Genomic DNA, 18,053 nt, shown 5'->3' with positions numbered 1-18,053 from the left:
CTACCCTTATCACAAAAATGCAGCCGGGGAAACCTTCGTTGCTCGCACCCCAGCTGCATTGATGTTTGATTTTGTATTATGCCAGCATTTCTATTTACACTATTTATTCTTTCGTATCTTTCCCCACAATCTGCAGTCGGAATTCAAAATCCCTTCTGTCCTTCACGCCAAGATTGTGCAGGATAAGACCCGCAAACAGGGACTGCAATGCAGCTAATCCTGCAAATCCGCAGGCGATCAATGTCGGGAACTTCGGCACCAGACCAGTCTCCACATACTCGATTCCAACCGGAATAAAGAACCCAACTTCAATCACAAACAGCAACAGCGCCAACAGCCCAAAAAATGCAAAGGGACGATACTGACGGAACATCCGGAAAATCGTTTTCAGCACGCGGAAACCATCCGAATACGTATTTAACTTGGATTCGCTGCCCTCCGGACGGTCACGGTATGTGATCACAACATTATCTACCTGCATATTGTTATAAACCGCATGAATCGTCATCTCCGTTTCGATTTCAAAGCCACGGGACAGTACCGGGAATGTCTTGACAAAACGGTAGGAAAATGCACGATATCCCGTCATAATATCCCGAATATCCGATTTGAACAGTGCATTGATCGACGCACGGACAAGACTGTTTCCCATATTATGGAAAGGACGTTTATTCTCTTCAAAATACGTGGAAGACAGCCTGTCACCCACTACCATGTCTGAGTTGCGTTCCAGCACCAGGTCCGCCATTTCTCGCGCATTTTCCATCGGATAGGTATCATCACCGTCTACCATAATATAACACAGTGCATCAACCTCCTGAAACATTCGGCGGATTACATTGCCTTTCCCCTGTTTATATTCCTGACGCACCACCGCACCGGCCTTTTCTGCCAGCTCTGCAGTGCGGTCGGTAGAATTGTTGTTATATACATAAATAACAGCCTCCGGAAGCGCCGCTTTTGCATCCCGGACAACCTTTTCAATCGTTTTTTCTTCGTTATAACAGGGAATCAGTACCGCTATTTTATCCATCAGCGTTCTCCTTTTTATTCATGACAATAGAATGCCCTCAAAACGTGCACTCTATCGTTTTCTCGCTTTTTGTGCCAGATCCAGCGCATAAACTGCCTGCTTTTCTACACTCCGATCTGGAGAAACATGAAACACAATGGCATCTTCCTGACTGAATTCATCAGATATTTCTTCTCTTAATACCTGACCTGGATGAAACAGGATTTCAAGCATCCTGCCGTTATGCTCTGCCTTTTTTTCTATATCCGGTAAAAGCTGCCGGATTCGCTTTTCATCCATATGCCCGCTCATGATCAGTCCCCACAGATACATCGGCTTCATCCCTGCATTCCGGAACCGCTTCTGCAACAATGCAGAACAATAGTTCAATAAAATATTCTTTACAAAATTGACCGGTCGATAGGTTTTGTATAAAGAAGTCTTTTTCAAAAATACAAAAAACGGCTCCTTTGCATCCCGGATATAAGACGCTTTCCAGCCCTGCTCTTCCAATACCTCAAACAGTGCCTCCGCTACAACCGGTATCATGTGGGTATGCTGATGACTATCTATACGAAGCTCCTGCAGGTTCAATTCTGAAAACACTCCCGCCACAGCTTTGATCTGAAGTTCAATTTCTTTTTTCAGCTGTTTTTTGAACCTGTTTCTGGACGGAAGATAAGAAACAAAGAACAACTTTTCCCAGGAAATCTGAAAATGTCCTTTTTCATCCACCAGATCCGGTAAGTCCTTCGGATCTGACAGGCAGCTGCCCTCCATCAGATTTACATGGACAGAAATTGCCGGCTGCCATGGAAATTCTTCCTGTGCCTCCCGATACAGCCTCACACATTCTTCAAAACAGCTCATATTTGCAAGCACACTGATACTGTTCAATTTTCCATCCTTTAAACATTCCAGAATATCTCTGCTTGCATGAACAGATTCCCCAAAATCATCCGCATGAATATCAATCCTTACGCTCATTTTCCTGCTCTTCCTCTGCGCTATCCTCTGCATCCCGCAGAATCATGGAATCCACGATATACCGCGGACGTCCTTTGCTTTCCATATAAATCTTCCCGATATATTCCCCAATAATTCCCTGGGATAAAAGTGTAATACCGCCAATCAGACAGGTCGAAGCCACCGTTGTCGTCCAGCCGGCAACAACCGCACCATTTGCCCAGTCCACGATACAGGAAATAAACAGTCCAATGCTGAACAAAAAGGTCAAAAAACCAAGGATTACGATCATCTGCAGCGGTCTGGTGCTCATGGAAGTGATTCCATCTACTGCCAGCGTCATCATCTTTTTCAATGTATATTTCGACTGTCCGGCTTCTCTTTCCTTTACATCGAAATAAACAATATCCGACTGGAAACCCATCGTCGGAATCAATCCCCGCAGAAACAGGTTCGTTTCATGAAATTCTGACAGCGCATCCAATGCCTTCTTTGACATCAGGCGATAATCCGCATGGTTCGTAATCGTCTGGCAGCCAAGCACATGCATCAGCTTGTAAAACAGTCCTGCTGTCGTCTTTTTGAAAAATCCGTCGGTATCACGGTCATTGCGTACGCCATAGACAATCTCACAGCCATTCTGATAACATTCCAGGAACTGATCCAGTGCTTCAATATCCTGCTGCAGGTCTGCATCAATTGTCACAACCGCATCCGCCTTGCTTCTTGCAGCCATCATACCCGCCAGGATCGCGCTCTGATGACCATAATTGCGGGAAAAGCTTAAGCCTGCATATTTGCAGTTCTGACGTGTCAGCTCATAAATGATCTGCCAGGTGCTGTCCTTACTTCCGTCGTTGATAAATAAAATCTTACTCTTATCCGAAATCGTCCCCGCCTGAATCAGCCGATCCAGCTTGTCCAAAAGAACCGCTGCCGACTTATGCAGAACCTCTTCCTCGTTGTAGCAGGGAACAACGAGATATAAAATGGTGTTTGTTCGTTTCATGTTGAATTCTTCCTCATCCATAGCTGCGAGTCCGGCTCATTGTGCCATGGCTCTTCTCCTGTGTCGCGCAGCCAACGCAATAAAGAACATTGTACCAGCTGCACACACGTTTATTATATAACATATTTTCTGAAAAGGCGTCCCTAAATACCAAATTCTGACAACAGCGTCTTTTTCAGAAATATCTGTCAACTCCACCAGTCCGTCGCTTCCGCGTCGGTTAATTTCTCCTGCCGAACCATCCTCCGTTTCCGCGTGATAACCTTTATACCATACCAATGGCAGCTGATATGGCGCATCTTCCTTTTTTAACCTGACAACTAATTCTCTTCCCTGAAATTCCCCTATATAGGATTTTCCACTGTTTGAAACCACGATTCCAGGCTGCTGCAGATTTTCCCGCGTTGTCACTGCCGGAAGCCATTCTTCCCCTGCACCTATTCCTGCGATTTCCTCACAGATATTTCGATTGTCCCAATTCTCTCTTGCAGGCATTTCATTGCTTTTCCAGTAAAAAAATCCGCCGAACATAGATAATACCAGAACACATCCCAGCGAAAGATTCTTCCACTTCGCACAGCTCTGATTCTTCGCAAAAATAACGGCAAAGGCAAAGATCAGTAAAACCGACGCTGCACCCATCAAACGTCCCGGGAACTGCAGGATATCAAATGCTTTTTCAAATGTTTTCCAAAATCCCTGATTCGTTGTAAGGAGAATCAAAAAAATTCCCCCTATAAAATATCCTACTCCGCTCCAGCTTTTACAAGGCCTATTCCAGACGAATGCACAAATGGCCAAGCAACTCAGCAATAAAATTACAATTCCAACACCTGATTTTCCAAATGCACTATGCAATGCAAGCACATTTTTTGATACATGCGTCCACGGCTGTGATACCCTATAGCTCTGAGCCTTCATCTGCTCCAGCATCGGTCCCCAATAAGAAACTGTAATACCGGATACACCCGCTACTGCCGTCATCAAATAGAACCACTTTTTCTTCTTTCCAATCCATTTTGGCAGCTGAAACACCAGAAATACAAAGCATAACACAAGGGCAATCGCTGTTGATAACGCATGAGAATAAATCAATCCGGTAAATCCAATTCCAAGCATCCATGGAAATTCATCCTTTTCGACAAATAAAACCATTCCCATCAATGCAAGTGGTAAAAATACCAGTGCCTGCGTCTGTGCCAGTGTAAAGCTTTTAAAAATTCCATCTATAACAGGATAAGAGAACAAATACAATGTTCCTGCCGCCAGCGCCGGATAAATCTCTCCTGTTTTTTTTCGTACACAAAAATACATGGAAACAAACAATTCCAGAAGCAAAATGAAAATATATATTTTATAAGAAACTTCCAGCGAACATCCTGCCATTCTCAAAACTGCCGGCAGATAAATAAAAAAATCAGGATAAAAAATACCTACACCATAACCGTAGGAATATGCCAGCGACGGATGCACTTTTACCGGAAATATTCCCATCTGAAGTGCCTGGTTTAAACTCTCAATTCTTGCCAGATGAAACGGAGCATCCGATCCCATCCATATTCCTTTCAAACAACATGGAATAAAGCAAATTGCTGTAACACACAAAATATAAATGATCCTTCTAAATCGGCTTTTTTTCATTTCTTTATTCCTACTATTTCTTGTAGTATTCCGCATACCAGTCTGCAAATCGCTGCAGTCCTTCCGAAAGAGGTGTTGACGGCCGAAAATCAAAATCTTTTTCCAATTCACTGACATCCGCATAGGTCTGATAAACGTCTCCCGGCTGCATCGGCAAAAATTCCTTTTCTGCAGGCTTTGAGATCACTCCCGCTTTCTGCAGACAGGTCTCCAGTGTTTCTACAAAGTACATCAGGCTTTCCGGCTGGTTATTTCCGATATTGTATATCTTATATTTTACACCGTTTTCATCCTCCTGCGGTGCTTTTCCCATCACACGATAAACCCCGTTTACAATATCATCTATGTAGGTAAAGTCACGATACATATCCCCATGATTATAAATCTGGATTTTCTCGCCCTTTACCATCTTATTCGTAAATCCGAAATACGCCATGTCCGGTCTTCCCATGGGTCCATACACTGTAAAGAAACGAAGTCCTGTAACCGGAATACCATACAGCTTTCCGTAAGAATACGCCAACAACTCATTTGATTTTTTGGTCGCAGCATATAAGGAAACCGGGTGATCCACCTGATCCTCTGTGCTGTAAGGTACTTTTTTATTTGCGCCATACACCGAAGAGCTGGACGCAAAAACCAGATGCTTTACGCCTGTATTTCCATCGTCATAGGAATGCCTGCAGCATTCCAGCACGTTATAAAATCCAATCAGATTACTCTGGATGTATGCGTCAGGATTCGTAATAGAATACCTCACTCCTGCCTGTGCAGCCAGATTTACTACGATATCCGGTTTTTCGCTTTCAAACAGCGCCTTCATTGCAGCAGCATCCGCAATATCCATTCGAATAAACTTAAAATTCGTATAACCGTCCAGCTTTTTTAACCGCTCTTCTTTCAATCTGACATCATAATAATCATTCAGACTATCAATACCGATTACCTGAAACTGTTCCTTTAATAATTTTTCTGCAAGATAGGAACCAATAAAACCTGCCGCTCCGGTAATCAAAATTTTATCTGTCTGTTCCATTTGAATTCCTTTCTTCCACTATCTATCTTCCAATGCTGTAATACTCCACCCCAGCCTTTTCCATATCTGCTTTCGCATATACATTTCTCCCATCATATACAAGAGGTGTTCTCATCTTTTGGGAATAGGTCTCCGGTGCAATCGCCTTTACTTCCTTCCACTCTGTGAAAATAAAGCAAATTGTCGCATCCTGCAGTGCATCCTCCGGATTTTTCACATAAGTGATCGTTCCCTTTCCATGTGTTCCCTCCGGATATTTCTTCCTGAAATTTTCCGCTGCAACAGGATCATAGGCATAAATGTCTGCTCCGTTATCCAGAAGAAGCTTCACATTGTCAAGAGACGGGGCTTCCCGCAGATCATCCGTACCCGGCTTAAATGCAAGTCCCAATACTGCAACTTTTAAATGCTCAAAGGTGATCAGACGGTCGCTGGCCTTTTTAAACAGCCGGATTTTCTGCTCCGTGTTCACATCTACCGCTGCCTCTACGGTGCGCAGATGATATCCAACCTGATTTGCCTGAAATTTCAGTGCTTTTGTATCTTTCGGGAAACAGCTTCCGCCATAACCAATTCCTGCTTTTAAAAAGTTCGCTCCGATTCTTGCATCATAGCTCATTCCTTCTGCGACTTTTTCAATATCAGCGCCCATTTTCTCACATAAATTGGCAATATCATTCATATAAGAAATCTTCAGTGCCAGAAAATCGTTGCAGGCATATTTTGTCATCTCCGCTGACCGACGGTTCATCGCCACGATCGGCAGCTGAAAGGGCTCGTAAATTTTTCTCAGTTTTTCCTCTGCCTGAACACTCTCTGTGCCAATAATGATCCTCGCAGCATGGAGCGTATCATGCACTGCAGACCCCTGTGCCAGAAATTCCGGATTAGACGCAACCTCAATATGCAGCTCTTTGCGAATCAGGAAATCTTTAATAAACTGCTCCACACGGTCATTGGTTCCAACCGGGACGGTAGACTTTACAACGACCAGACAGTCCTGTTCTACGTTTTCCGCAATCTCTCTGCACACAGTCGCAATATAATTCAGATTGGCGGAACCATCCGGCTGCTCCGGTGTCCCAACACCGATAAAAATCGCATCCGGATTCCGATATGCTGATTTGTAATCTGTCGTATAATGTAAACGTCCGGCTGCATTATTCTTTTTCATCAGTTCTTCCAGTCCCGCCTCATAAATCGGCGAAACTCCTGATTCCATCAGCCTTACTTTATTTTCATCCACGTCCACGCAAGTAACATCATGTCCCATTTCCGCAAAACATACACCTGCCACAAGACCTACATAACCGGTTCCTGCTACTACCAGCTTCATAGCTTTTCCTCCGTTTTTATTTTGCATTATAGATAAATATGATATTTTACAATTCTCTATTTTTTCCTAATATGTCCCGCTAATAGAACCTGAAAACCCGTTAATATCGTTAATATAAATAAAAATATCAATTTACTTTCTCTTTCTCAAATACATATTCAGCAGAACGTTCTACAACTTTTCCTTCTCCTACCTCATAAATAATATCAGCATTTTTGACCGTAGTCAAACGATGTGCAATAATGATCATCGTCTTGCTTCCTTTTAAACTTTCAATTGATTCCATAACCGCTGCTTCTGTATCATTATCCAATGCCGATGTCGCCTCATCCAATACCAAGATTTCCGGATCGTGATAAAGTGCTCTTGCAATTCCAATTCGTTGTCTCTGTCCCCCAGACAATCTTATTCCTCTATCACCGATAACTGTATCCAAACCATCAGGAAGCATTTCCACAAACTCCAATAGTTGTGCTTTCTGCAATGCTATTTTAACAGCTTTTTCATCAATCTCCTCTTCATTTATGCCAAAAGCAATATTATTGCGAATCGTATCATCCGACAAATAAATTATTTGTGGAATATAACCAATCTGATGATGCCACATTGTTAGGTTTTTGAATATATCTATATCATCCACCAAAACTTTTCCGCGCTGTGGAGTAAGCAAACCTAAAATTATATCCACCATCGTTGTTTTTCCAGCTCCCGAACTTCCTATAAAAGCAACCGTTTTTCCTTTTGGAATTTCACACCCAGTATCTTCCAATACATTCTTTTCTGTGTTTGGATAAGCATATGTAATATGCTTTGCGATAATAGCATTCTTAAAGCTCCAGCTTCTTTCCTCTTCTATTCCATTTTCATTCTGATATTCTTCAATATTCTTCAGATCTTCATAAATCAAATTCAAGGAAGGTACCGCATACAAAATATTACTTACGTGTTCGTTGATTCTTCCTACCGAAGGAAGTAATCGAAATGCTGCCACTGCAAACGTCGCTAATTGTGGAATAAACGCATCCAGCTCTTTTCTGCCAAAATTTAATTTCAAAATAATTGCAATTAAAAGTCCAGCCATACACACTGCTTCTACCATATATTTAGGAGAAATTGAAAGCAACCGATTAAGTCTAACCCCCTTAATATAAAGTTCATAATAATTCTTATATGAAGAGATAAAAAAATGTTCTCTATTTAACACTTTAATTTCTTTTACACCGCCAAGAGACTGATTTACCCATTGGTATAACTTCCCCTTATAGAATTGAGATTCTTTTCCAAGTTGTTCATTAAATTTTTTTGTAAGCTTTGTAAAAAGCGCAACACATACTACTAATAATCCGACAATTATCGTTGTAATAGAGTGACTTACACGAAACAAATAAATCCCTAAAACAATACATACAATTATCTCTGCGACAAGTTGTAACGCATGCATTAATAATTGCGTAAAAAGTGCCGTATCTTCCTGCATACTTCTCTGCAATTCTGCCGTATTTTTATTAAGATGAAATGTATAGGGCTCTGACAAATATGTAGTCAGAAGTCTTGTAGATAATTTTTGCTGCATACCATAAGTAAATTTCAGAATCATATCCTGCTCTATCCACAAATAAATATTTTTCACAATATAAATTGCAATAATACCTACAGCTACTATCGTCAAAAAAGATTCCGTTGTTTTACAGCAAAAAAAATTATACACATTCAAAAGATGTTCATTCTTTTGAATAATTTCCGGTGACATAATAATATTGACAAATGGCTGAAATACAGCTATTCCCATCATTTCCAAAAAGCTTCCAGCAGCCATAATCAAAAACAATATCACTATTTTATATTTATCTCGCTTTGAAAAAATATATGAAATTTTTTTATACATAATTTCTCCTACTCTCCATGTTTTATTTTTAAGTTTTACTATTTTTCGATTCAGTGAATAATTGCTATAATCTGCTGCAAATAGTCAAAATAACCAGCTGCTTCATTTTCTTGTCTATTACAAATTTCATGTTTTAAAAGTCTTCTTTTTTCTATATCCCCCCCCAAGAACCATTCATACTCCATGTCTAAATTACCAATATCGATCGAACGGTATCCCAAGCGATGCAAGTCGACCGCTAACACCTTTCCAGCCGTTCCAAGCGAAATCAAGATCAATCGATCTGGCGATTGTTTTTTACAAACAGCCAAGATTTCCTCATATTTTTCCCATGCCTGTGAGCTCGGACAAATAATTCGTTCTATAGACGCTGCGGTTTCAAATAAATCTACGCCCACACCATTATGAGTAGTATTTCCCTCTACAAATACAATTTTTTTACCATTCCAAATGTGCTTCATTTTTTCAAATCGTGAAAAACAAATATCTTTATTTTTATACATAATATACGGTCTTGAAAAAAATGCATTTTCATACTTCCTGTTACTGCAATATTGTTTATATTCTTTACGATGAAATAATAAATGTTCCATCCAAAAATTTCTGCTTCTATCAGTGTAGGCTGATAATCCTGAAAATATGTCCGGCAATGCAATACATACTCCTTGTTCCTCAGTCTGTAATATTTCTTTTAAACGTTCTATCAACCTTTGATCTGGTTTCTGAAGAGGAATCTCTTTTCCAGAAATCAACTTTATTTCACCATCTCCAAATCTTACTAAACTGTCCTCTGTCGTAAGCATATGATCAACAGTCTGTTCTATCGAATTTACAGAAATTTTATTTTTTAAAAAATTTTTTTCATATAATTGAAAAACAAATGTAGCCAAGAAACGTTTGACTTTTTCTTTCATTAACAATTCATTCCTTCCCCAATTTTTTCAGCAGTTCCTTTATTCCCTCCAGATAATTTTTGATCTGATATTTTTCCTGAATCAGTCGGTAGCTTTCCTGTCCCATTTTCTGCAATTGCTCCGGACTTCCTACCATTTTGTCCAGCACTTCCTTCAGGGAAGCCTTCTGGTTATCCTGAAACTGCCATCCGTTCACGCCATTTTCCACATAGCATGCAGTTCCGTTTTTGTCTCCGCACACAACCGGAAGGGAAAATGCCATTGCCTCCAGCTGTGAAATCGATGCAGGTTCTCTTGTACTTGGGATGACAAACAGATCTGCCTTCCGATATTGTTCTGCGACCTGCTGTCTGTTGAGATTGGCAAGAAGCGTCACCTTATCCTGCAGGCCATGATCGGCAATATAAGCCGCTAACCGATCATAATATGCCTGATGTGCAGAAGTTGTCCGTTCCCCTGCAATGGTTAGATGTATGTTATAAACAGCAGACAGCTCTTCCACAATCTCCACCAGCATCCGGTGATTTTTTCTCTCTTCATATTTTCCGATGGAAAAAATATGTGTGATACCGTCTTTTATCCAGCGTTTTTCCTCCGCTTTTTGCTCCGGTTCCATTACAAACGGAACAAATGCAGCCCCCGGCTCTTTTACCTTTCTGCCGTCCTGAACGCCCATTACCGGCGTCATTCTCACTGTCGGAGTCAATAAACGCATCAGTCGATGCGCCGGGTCATTTTTTATACAGTCCTCCCAGAGCGGACTTTGGTTATATAAAATTGCCGGGATTTTATACTTTTTGCAAAGTAAATAGGCGCAGATCGAATACACGGAACGTTCCCGTAAAATTGCCACATCCCCATGGCTGTCCCGAATCGCCCGTTTTAATTTTCCGATCGGAGGAAACCCGCACTTCATCTTTCTGTCTCCGGCATAGGCGTCCCTATTTTTCATAAGGGCCATATAGATTCGGTCAAAAAACAGGAAAAATCCGGAATACCCGATCACTGTCGGCGTCAGATCGGAATAGTCCTCCACTTTTCCGGCATATTGACTTAAAAAGCATACTTCGTGCCCTTTTCGTTTTAATCCGCGTATGATCGGAACCTGATTTGTATGATATCTCGGCGCAACATATAAAAACCGCATTTTCCGTCTCCTGTTGTTATAGTTTCCTTCTTTATTTTCTTATTTCCGATAATTCATCCAACCATTTTTGGCTGATGGTTTCTTCTGAAAAGCTGCTGCGGATGTTTGCCGCCTCTTTTCCCAGAGCGTCCGCATATTCCCGATCCTTTGCCAGACACATCATGGCCTCCGCAAATTTTTCTTCCTCTCCGCAGGGAACGAGAAGTCCATTTTTCCCATCCTGAATGCACATTTTTGAACCGCCGATAGGGCAATCTGTAGAAATTACCGGAAGTCCGATCGCCATTGCTTCCAAGAGCGCATTGGAAATTCCCTCATAATTTGACGGCAAAACATACATTCCTGCGGAAAGGATACAACTCAGGACATCCTTTCGGAAGCCTTCCCATACAACTGCCGCATCGATCTGCAGCTGTTGTGCCTCCTTCTGCAGCTCCTCCAGCATTTCTCCCTTTCCATAAATGTGCAGACTGTACTCCGGATATTTCTTGTGAAAGCGTGCAAATGCTTTCAGCAGCATGCCATAATTTTTCTGGGTCTGCAGTCTTCCGACGGCAACGATCGTTTTTTCCCGTTCTCCCACAAACGCAGACGGCAGTCCCTTCATAACCGGATTCGGAATCACGCATCCCTTTTTTCGTAATTTTTCAGGGAAGCTCTGCATGGCATCCTCGGTCTGAAAAACCAGACGATCCGCCCTTGCATAAATCAGATTTCTCAAATACGGATGTCCACAGGCTGCCGGGTCATTTCTTTCAGAAATGCAAAGCGGATGGTCTAAAAACAGATCCGCAAGTACTGTAAAAAAGCTCGTCCCCGGACCAAAGGAAATAAGTACCGCATCCCGATTCTTTTTCAGAAAGCGACGCATATTTTTGATCCGTTCAAGACGCTTCTTCATACTTCCGCCGGACACGCTTCCCGCACAGAACAATTCAATTGCAGGATCCAATTCATAGGCAACCGTATCTCCTGCAGTCATCAGGATTGCAACCTGATTTCCCAGCTTCACAAAACGGTTTGCCAGAATAGAAATCACCCGTTCTGCTCCGCCTCCTGCCATATTTACCATTACAAAAATTATTTTCATTCCAGTTATCCCTTTAACACGCTGTCATAAAATGCTTCAATCTGAAGTGCCATGTCTTTTTCATTATGTACTCTTTTCACATAATCTGCCGCATTGCTCCCAATGGTTTCCCTGCGTTCCGGATTTTTTAAAAAATCTTCCATTTTACCGCATAGATCCGAAGCATTTTTTGCTTCATAAAAGCATGCGTTCTCCCCATCTTGTACATAGTCCAGCATACTCGGCACTTTTGCTACAATCACAGCTTTTCCCAGTGCCATCTGCTGCAGGAGCGTCATCTGTCCATAGGAATACAAAAACGACTCCAACGGGAGTACACAAAATTGTGCATTTTGGATCTGTGTCATCAATTCCCTCACCGGAATATATGGGATCAGCTCCAGCTTTGCACATTCCGACAGTCTTTCGCCTTCCGGAGGCTGATATTCTGCCTTGCCGACCATTCTCAACACCGGCAGCATAAACCCAGGTCTCTGCAGTTCATATTGCTTTGCAAGCGCTGCATATGCACGATACAGAGTATCCCAGTCCCGCTTGATATAACCCACACACAGGATATAGGGCACGGAGCTATTTTCCACTGCAGCAGCGCCTTCTATCTCCTCTTTGGAGTCTGTTTCCTTTTTCCAGAAAACACCATCTGTTCCAAATCGGACAAACTGAGATTTTTCGACCAGCCATGGGAAAAATTTTTCATAATACGCATGCTGTGCACTCGTATGATAAATCAGTCCGTCAATCGACCTGGATGCAAACTGCATCAGCTTCAGAGCGCTGCCGCTTTCTGCCGCACTGTTAAAGGAGCCGATATCAAAAACAATATGTTTTTCTTTTCCCCTAAAAAAGCGCCGATACAGGCATACTACAACCGCACTCTGCATCCCGTGTGACACGATCAGGTCATATTTATGGAGTTTAGGAATTGCTTTCAATGCCTGAAGCACATAAAACCGCAGCTTTTTCCGTTCGAAATTTTCAAGCCACGAAACACTCGATATATCGATAATATCTACATCATCTTTCTGATTAAAATATCTGTAAAACCAATAAGGCTCTCCTTCTACCCGATAATCCGGAGGCTGTTTATCATTCGGCGTTTCTTTACAGGAAAGCACCTTCCAGTTTACCAGCATCAGAATTTTCATTGCTCTGCATCCTCTTTCTTCTTACGCGATCCCACAGCTATTGCTGCCGCAAAAGCAATGCTGCCTCCAAGAACTCCTCCTCCAAGGGCTGCACTCAGCTCTCTTCTATATTTTTCCAGCGTAACCGTGCTTCCTTCAAACACATATACCTTCGTATCCTCTCCCTGGCAGGCTATCTGCAGGCTATCTGCACGGATTTCTTCCGGAAGCTCCCCGAAGATTTCATAATCCTCTCTGCCTCCAACGCGGTCGCTGCAGCTTTTATTCACGATGACATAAGACGGAACGTGAATCAACTCCATGCCCAGGATACCGCCAAGTAAAATACCCGCGATCATGCCGGATACCGTTATCCATTTTTTTCTTCTGATCGTGATCTCTCTGACCTTTCCAAACCGGGGCGGAATACAAATCACAAAACTGTCCTTTTTCAGACATAGAAGCCGAAATGTACCAATTTTCTTTTTCTCTTTGCTTTGCAATTTTGCAAAAAGGCTGTAAAAATAAGCTCCAAGGAAAAGGAGTGTCAAATTTTTAAAGGAAAAATTGAACAAAAACGGCTCTGTAAAGCCTGCTGCCAAAAACCCTACCACTACAGCCAGTGCGTCATCCTGTCTCCTGCGGATCAGATCTGCAATACAGCCGGCATATGCCACAAAAAACAAAACGGCTAAAACAACACCGTAATACATCAGACAATACACATAGGAGCAGTCAACCGACCAGCTGTTTCCGCCTTTCACCTGTCCTCCGAACAAGGTCAGCGGATAGTTCGTCAGATAATGCCGGGACAGATAAAACCGGGTATTTACCAGCTTATTTACGATATCGAATGCTTTCCCCGTCAAAACAAGAGGACCGATCACAGAGCCCAGCGCACATACAGGGTAAATACACCACAGCAGCACATTTTCTGCTTTCGTCCTTTTTTTGCGAAAAGAAATATATACCAAAAGCACGAGATAAAAAACTGTCAGTGCAAAGCCTGTATAGCTCAAAGAATATGCAAAAATATAGAGATTTCCCAGAAAGGCTATCCCCACAGCTTTCAGCAGCTTTTTCCCAGTCCACTGAAACGTATAGAACCAGAATGCGAGTAAAATTACATAGGAAATATGTAATACATTCGGATGCGTGTATCCCAAAGAATTTCGTATCACATAGCCCAGCCCTGCCTTATTGTGTACCAGCATAAGTGGTTCAATTGTGCCGGTCAAAGCAAGCAATACCGTGACAACAAAGCATCCCGTCCAGATCACAAGCCCTGTCCGAAATACCTTCCGCACAGATACCCCTTTCATCCCGGTAATTACCATCATGGAAACAAGGGCTGCCTTTTCCCCTGATGAGCGATATGCCGTCCATCCAAGAAGCAGTAAAATAACAGCAGTCAGAAGTTCTCTGATCTCCCACTCTGTTGTCAGCATTTTCAGGCCCCAAAATGCCGATGCGATCAACAGAAAAATTCGGAATATGCCCTGTCCGTCATATAAACCTACTCCTTTGGCAAACAAAAGCGTCCCAAAAAACAGGCAGAAAAAAATTTCTCCCGTCGTTAATTCCTCTTTCCAAGCTCTGTCATTTCCGGTTATTTCCATTTATTCCCCCTTGTAAAGCCCGCACAGTTTTTCACAGTATTCTTCCAATGTATCAAAATGTACTGTTTTACAATTCTCCGCATATTTTTCACAACGTTTTCGATCCTGCCACAGCGCTTTTACCTTCTGCGTCAGCTCTTCCTCATTCCCTGCTTCAAACAGCTCTCCTGTTTTTCCTTCTTCGATCAGCTCCGGAACTCCGCCTGCATTTGTTCCAATGACCGGGGTAGCGTTCAAAACAGACTCCATTACGCTGAAGGGACAGTTTTCGTAACATTCTGATGGGAAAATCGTAAATCGGGCTTCCGCAATTTTTCTGCTCAGCGCCTCTCCCGACAAAAATCCAACATTTTCCACGTTTGGAGCTGCATTTACCAGATTTTCCAGATCTCCGCTGCCGGCAAAGACAAACGGAATTTCCGGCAAATTCCGGCAGACCTTTAACAAAGTCCGGATTCCTTTTTCCTCCGAATATCTGCCAAAATAGAAGACATAATCCTTTTTCTGACTTCCATCTGACGTCTCCATATCTGCAAAATTGCGCAGCAATATAAGCCTGGGTTTCAGCACAGAATCTGTCGCAAGGCGCTCCTGCATAAACTGGCTCGGACAGATAATCTGATCGATTCTTCGATAGGTTTTGAGATTTCTGTACAGCGTATGTTCAAAAGCAGCCAGAATGCTCTGCACAGTTGATCCATGAATACATTTTCCCTGTACACAGCACCACGCATTTTTTTCCATGCATTTCGTGCACCGCTGTCCGGTAATCGGATTCTGCATTAGATGGTTCGGACAGACTAACTGGCTGTCATGCGCCGTGTACAAAATACGCACATGCCGTCCTGTCTGTTTTTCATATTTCCGGATCTCATACAGGATGGAAGGGGTAAGCTGAAAGTTAAAATTATTCAAATGTACAACATCCGGCTGGAAGTCATCCAAAACCAGCCGGATTTTCTTTCGTGCCTCGGACGAATAAATGATCTGAAACGGATACAGGATTTTATTTAATTTCATATCCTTCAGGTTCATGTTTCTGGTATAGCTTTCCACCCGGTTTCCAACGATACGGTTCTCATGCTCCATTCCAAAATACTGTACCTCATGCCCCATTTTCTGAAGCTGCTGTCCGATTTTGAAAATATAAGTTTCTGAACCGCCGTTTGGATATAAAAATTTATTAACAATCAGTATCCTCATGCTTTGATTTCCTTCGATATAATTTCAAAGTGCGTTCTACCACATCGTCCCAGTTATAACGACTGCAGATAAAGTCCGCACTCTGTTTCGCCTTTTCCTGTACCATTTCCGGATGTTCCAGCAGCTTTTCGAGCACTCTCTTTAAATCGGCTGTGTCCGATTTACGGAACGTATATCCGCACTGCTGGATCACTTCGGTATTTTCCGGTATATCGCTTACCAGACAGCAATTTCCATAGCTCATTGCTTCCAGCAGACTGATGGCCATTCCTTCAATATCGCTTGGCAAAACAAACAGCCATGCATTGCTGTAAAGCTCCTCCAACTCTCTGCCCTGCACAAAACCGGTCAGAACGATCCGGTGGTCTGTTGCGCAGATCCTGCGGATCTCGTCTATATATTCCTGACTGTGGCTGCAGCCGCCTGCAATGACCAGCTTTTTCTCCGTATCCAACTGACGGTACGCATCAATTAAATAATGCAGTCCTTTTTCCGGCACGATTCTCGCCAGAAACAGGATGTAGCCATCCTTTTCCAGTCCAAAACGTTCCTGAATCAAATCAGCTTCCCGGTGTTGTGGTCTGCTGATTCCATTGGGAATATAAACCGTATGCCGCTGATACGTTTCCTGAAAATATTCCTGCACATTTTTGGAAAGGACAATAATTTCATCCGCATGTCGCGCAGCCGTTTTTTCACCCTGCTTCAGCATTTTAGAGGCAAAATTTCCCCATTTTGCCCGCTGCCAGTCTAATCCGTGAATAGTTGCAACCACATGGATTCCAAACAGCTTTGGAATCCAGAGCATCATACAGGGTCCTTCTGCATGATAATGCAGCACATCATAACCGCCTGCGAGAGCTTTTGCAGTCGCCACGATCGTCGCAAGAAAAGAATATACTACTGCATTCAGGCTGCTGTTATGAAATGTTGGTATTGTGATGAGCCGCACCCCTTCGTAAATCCGACCGCGTTTCTCATCGAACTTTTTTCCGGAAACATGATAACCGGAACGATTGTAGGCATCCACCTGATGACCGAGCTTTACCATTCTGGTGGACAGTTCATCTACCACAATTTCCACGCCGCCCTCTCTGGACGGTATTCTCTTATGCCCGATCATGGCGATCTTCAGTCTGTCTCTGTTTGTTTTTTTGTATTTTTTTATGTGTTTTTCCGCTTTTTTTCGTTTTTTACTTTCTTTCATCAGATAATATAAAAACGAAAAATTTGTATCCAGATAACGGGGAAATAGCCGCTTCGGATCCTGCATCATACGCCACAGCCATTCCATACACACTTCCTGCATCCAACGCGGTGCACGAAGCACCGTTCCGGCATGAAAATCAAATCCCGCACCAACGCCGAGCATAATTCCGTTCACTTTTCCTTTATGCTCTGCCATCCAGCGCTCCTGTTTGGGCGCGCCAAGACCAACCCAGATAAAATCCGGTTTTGTCTCATTGATCTGTTCGATAATTTCTGCATCCTCTTCTACCGTCATCGGTCGAAACGGCGGAGAATACATTCCAACAATCTGCAGTCTGGGATAGGCTTCTTTCAGGCGTATTCCAAGCTTCTCAATCGTCTCAGGCGTGCTGCCATAAAAATAGTGCCGATATCCTCTTTTTTCTGAAAGTTTAAAGATCGCAGGCATCAGGTCCGGCCCAGGTACTCTTCCTGCCTGTGTATATCCTCTTAATTTCTGTACAATCGAGAGGGGTTTTCCATCCGGCATATTTAAAATGCTTCCGTTTTGAACCTTCCGATATTCTTCGTCCCGGTATGCGGTCACGGTAGTATGCACATTTGAAATACAGATGTACTCCCCTCTCATCTGCTCTAAATATTTGTCGATATATCCTACTGCCTCATCAATATTTGTTACATTGATGTTTGTCTTCAGAATCTCTGTGTAAGGTAAACGTTCCATCTGATTCTCTTTCTCTCTTTTCAGAGTCTTTATATTCCATCCCCTCTTTAAGCCAGCATGACCACATGCGCAGTCTGTCAGCATTTTATTAGTAAATTATACCCCTTTCGGGGAGAATTAACAATCGTTTCCTGCTTT

General features: G+C 42.6%; 14 protein-coding genes. All 14 read right to left on the bottom strand.

Annotated features, from left to right (window positions below; all coding sequences use genetic code 11):
* Nucleotides 1-103 precede the first annotated feature (103 nt).
* Nucleotides 104-1,033 (bottom strand): glycosyltransferase family 2 protein, encoded by a 930-nt coding sequence (locus OCV62_RS02850; protein WP_262585029.1) that lies wholly within the window; start codon nucleotides 1,031-1,033, stop codon nucleotides 104-106.
* Between the two features lie 51 nt (nucleotides 1,034-1,084).
* Nucleotides 1,085-1,999 carry a ChbG/HpnK family deacetylase gene (locus OCV62_RS02845; RefSeq protein ID WP_262585028.1) on the bottom strand — a complete coding sequence of 305 codons (915 nt, stop codon included), beginning with the start codon at nucleotides 1,997-1,999 and terminating at the stop codon, nucleotides 1,085-1,087.
* The gene (locus OCV62_RS02840; RefSeq protein WP_262585027.1) at nucleotides 1,983-2,987 is read right to left on the bottom strand and encodes a glycosyltransferase family 2 protein; all 1,005 of its coding nucleotides are present in this window, start codon (nucleotides 2,985-2,987) and stop codon (nucleotides 1,983-1,985) included. The genes OCV62_RS02845 and OCV62_RS02840 overlap by 17 nt, the downstream gene beginning before the upstream one ends.
* Nucleotides 2,988-3,023: 36 nt before the next feature.
* Complete coding sequence (locus tag OCV62_RS02835; protein WP_262585026.1) at nucleotides 3,024-4,541, bottom strand: 6-pyruvoyl-tetrahydropterin synthase-related protein; 1,518 nt, start codon at nucleotides 4,539-4,541, stop codon at nucleotides 3,024-3,026.
* A gap of 100 nt (nucleotides 4,542-4,641) precedes the next feature.
* The gene (locus OCV62_RS02830; protein WP_262585025.1) at nucleotides 4,642-5,664 is read right to left on the bottom strand and encodes an SDR family NAD(P)-dependent oxidoreductase; all 1,023 of its coding nucleotides are present in this window, start codon (nucleotides 5,662-5,664) and stop codon (nucleotides 4,642-4,644) included.
* 22 nt (nucleotides 5,665-5,686) lie between these two features.
* The gene (locus tag OCV62_RS02825) at nucleotides 5,687-7,000 is read right to left on the bottom strand and encodes a UDP-glucose dehydrogenase family protein (RefSeq protein WP_262585024.1); all 1,314 of its coding nucleotides are present in this window, start codon (nucleotides 6,998-7,000) and stop codon (nucleotides 5,687-5,689) included.
* Between the two features lie 127 nt (nucleotides 7,001-7,127).
* Complete coding sequence (locus tag OCV62_RS02820) at nucleotides 7,128-8,885, bottom strand: ABC transporter ATP-binding protein (RefSeq protein ID WP_262585023.1); 1,758 nt, start codon at nucleotides 8,883-8,885, stop codon at nucleotides 7,128-7,130.
* 50 nt (nucleotides 8,886-8,935) lie between these two features.
* Nucleotides 8,936-9,799, bottom strand: a complete 864-nt coding sequence (locus tag OCV62_RS02815; RefSeq protein WP_262585022.1) for a GT-D fold domain-containing glycosyltransferase — start codon at nucleotides 9,797-9,799, stop codon at nucleotides 8,936-8,938.
* Between the two features lie 7 nt (nucleotides 9,800-9,806).
* A complete protein-coding gene (locus tag OCV62_RS02810) occupies nucleotides 9,807-10,946 on the bottom strand; it encodes a glycosyltransferase family 4 protein (RefSeq protein ID WP_262585021.1) in 1,140 nt (379 codons plus the stop codon).
* A gap of 31 nt (nucleotides 10,947-10,977) precedes the next feature.
* Nucleotides 10,978-12,036: a glycosyltransferase gene (locus OCV62_RS02805; protein WP_262585020.1), complete on the bottom strand. Its 1,059-nt coding sequence runs from the start codon at nucleotides 12,034-12,036 to the stop codon at nucleotides 10,978-10,980.
* A 5-nt stretch (nucleotides 12,037-12,041) separates the two neighbouring features.
* Nucleotides 12,042-13,181, bottom strand: a complete 1,140-nt coding sequence (locus OCV62_RS02800; RefSeq protein WP_262585019.1) for a glycosyltransferase family 4 protein — start codon at nucleotides 13,179-13,181, stop codon at nucleotides 12,042-12,044.
* Nucleotides 13,178-14,779, bottom strand: a complete 1,602-nt coding sequence (locus OCV62_RS02795) for a hypothetical protein (protein ID WP_262585018.1) — start codon at nucleotides 14,777-14,779, stop codon at nucleotides 13,178-13,180. The genes OCV62_RS02800 and OCV62_RS02795 overlap by 4 nt, the downstream gene beginning before the upstream one ends.
* Entirely contained in the window at nucleotides 14,780-15,982 is a 1,203-nt protein-coding gene (locus OCV62_RS02790; protein WP_262585017.1) for a glycosyltransferase, read from the bottom strand. It lies immediately after the preceding gene.
* Nucleotides 15,963-17,915, bottom strand: a complete 1,953-nt coding sequence (locus OCV62_RS18150) for a WecB/TagA/CpsF family glycosyltransferase (protein WP_317258832.1) — start codon at nucleotides 17,913-17,915, stop codon at nucleotides 15,963-15,965. Before OCV62_RS18150 ends, OCV62_RS02790 begins: the two co-directional genes overlap by 20 nt.
* Nucleotides 17,916-18,053 lie beyond the last annotated feature (138 nt).

It is taken from the genome of Gallintestinimicrobium propionicum, assembly GCF_025567525.1.
Taxonomy (GTDB): Bacteria; Bacillota; Clostridia; order Lachnospirales; family Lachnospiraceae; genus Gallintestinimicrobium; species Gallintestinimicrobium propionicum.
This window is presented reverse-complemented; position numbering and strand designations above follow the sequence as displayed.

Coding starts and splice junctions, on each gene's coding strand:
- OCV62_RS02850 (WP_262585029.1), bottom strand. CDS start 1,033: ATGGATAAAATAGCGGTACTGATTCCCTGTTATAACGAAGAAAAAACG.
- OCV62_RS02845 (WP_262585028.1), bottom strand. CDS start 1,999: ATGAGCGTAAGGATTGATATTCATGCGGATGATTTTGGGGAATCTGTT.
- OCV62_RS02840 (WP_262585027.1), bottom strand. CDS start 2,987: ATGAAACGAACAAACACCATTTTATATCTCGTTGTTCCCTGCTACAAC.
- OCV62_RS02835 (WP_262585026.1), bottom strand. CDS start 4,541: ATGGGATCGGATGCTCCGTTTCATCTGGCAAGAATTGAGAGTTTAAAC.
- OCV62_RS02830 (WP_262585025.1), bottom strand. CDS start 5,664: ATGGAACAGACAGATAAAATTTTGATTACCGGAGCGGCAGGTTTTATT.
- OCV62_RS02825 (WP_262585024.1), bottom strand. CDS start 7,000: ATGAAGCTGGTAGTAGCAGGAACCGGTTATGTAGGTCTTGTGGCAGGT.
- OCV62_RS02820 (WP_262585023.1), bottom strand. CDS start 8,885: ATGTATAAAAAAATTTCATATATTTTTTCAAAGCGAGATAAATATAAA.
- OCV62_RS02815 (WP_262585022.1), bottom strand. CDS start 9,799: ATGAAAGAAAAAGTCAAACGTTTCTTGGCTACATTTGTTTTTCAATTA.
- OCV62_RS02810 (WP_262585021.1), bottom strand. CDS start 10,946: ATGCGGTTTTTATATGTTGCGCCGAGATATCATACAAATCAGGTTCCG.
- OCV62_RS02805 (WP_262585020.1), bottom strand. CDS start 12,036: ATGAAAATAATTTTTGTAATGGTAAATATGGCAGGAGGCGGAGCAGAA.
- OCV62_RS02800 (WP_262585019.1), bottom strand. CDS start 13,181: ATGAAAATTCTGATGCTGGTAAACTGGAAGGTGCTTTCCTGTAAAGAA.
- OCV62_RS02795 (WP_262585018.1), bottom strand. CDS start 14,779: ATGGAAATAACCGGAAATGACAGAGCTTGGAAAGAGGAATTAACGACG.
- OCV62_RS02790 (WP_262585017.1), bottom strand. CDS start 15,982: ATGAGGATACTGATTGTTAATAAATTTTTATATCCAAACGGCGGTTCA.
- OCV62_RS18150 (WP_317258832.1), bottom strand. CDS start 17,915: ATGGAACGTTTACCTTACACAGAGATTCTGAAGACAAACATCAATGTA.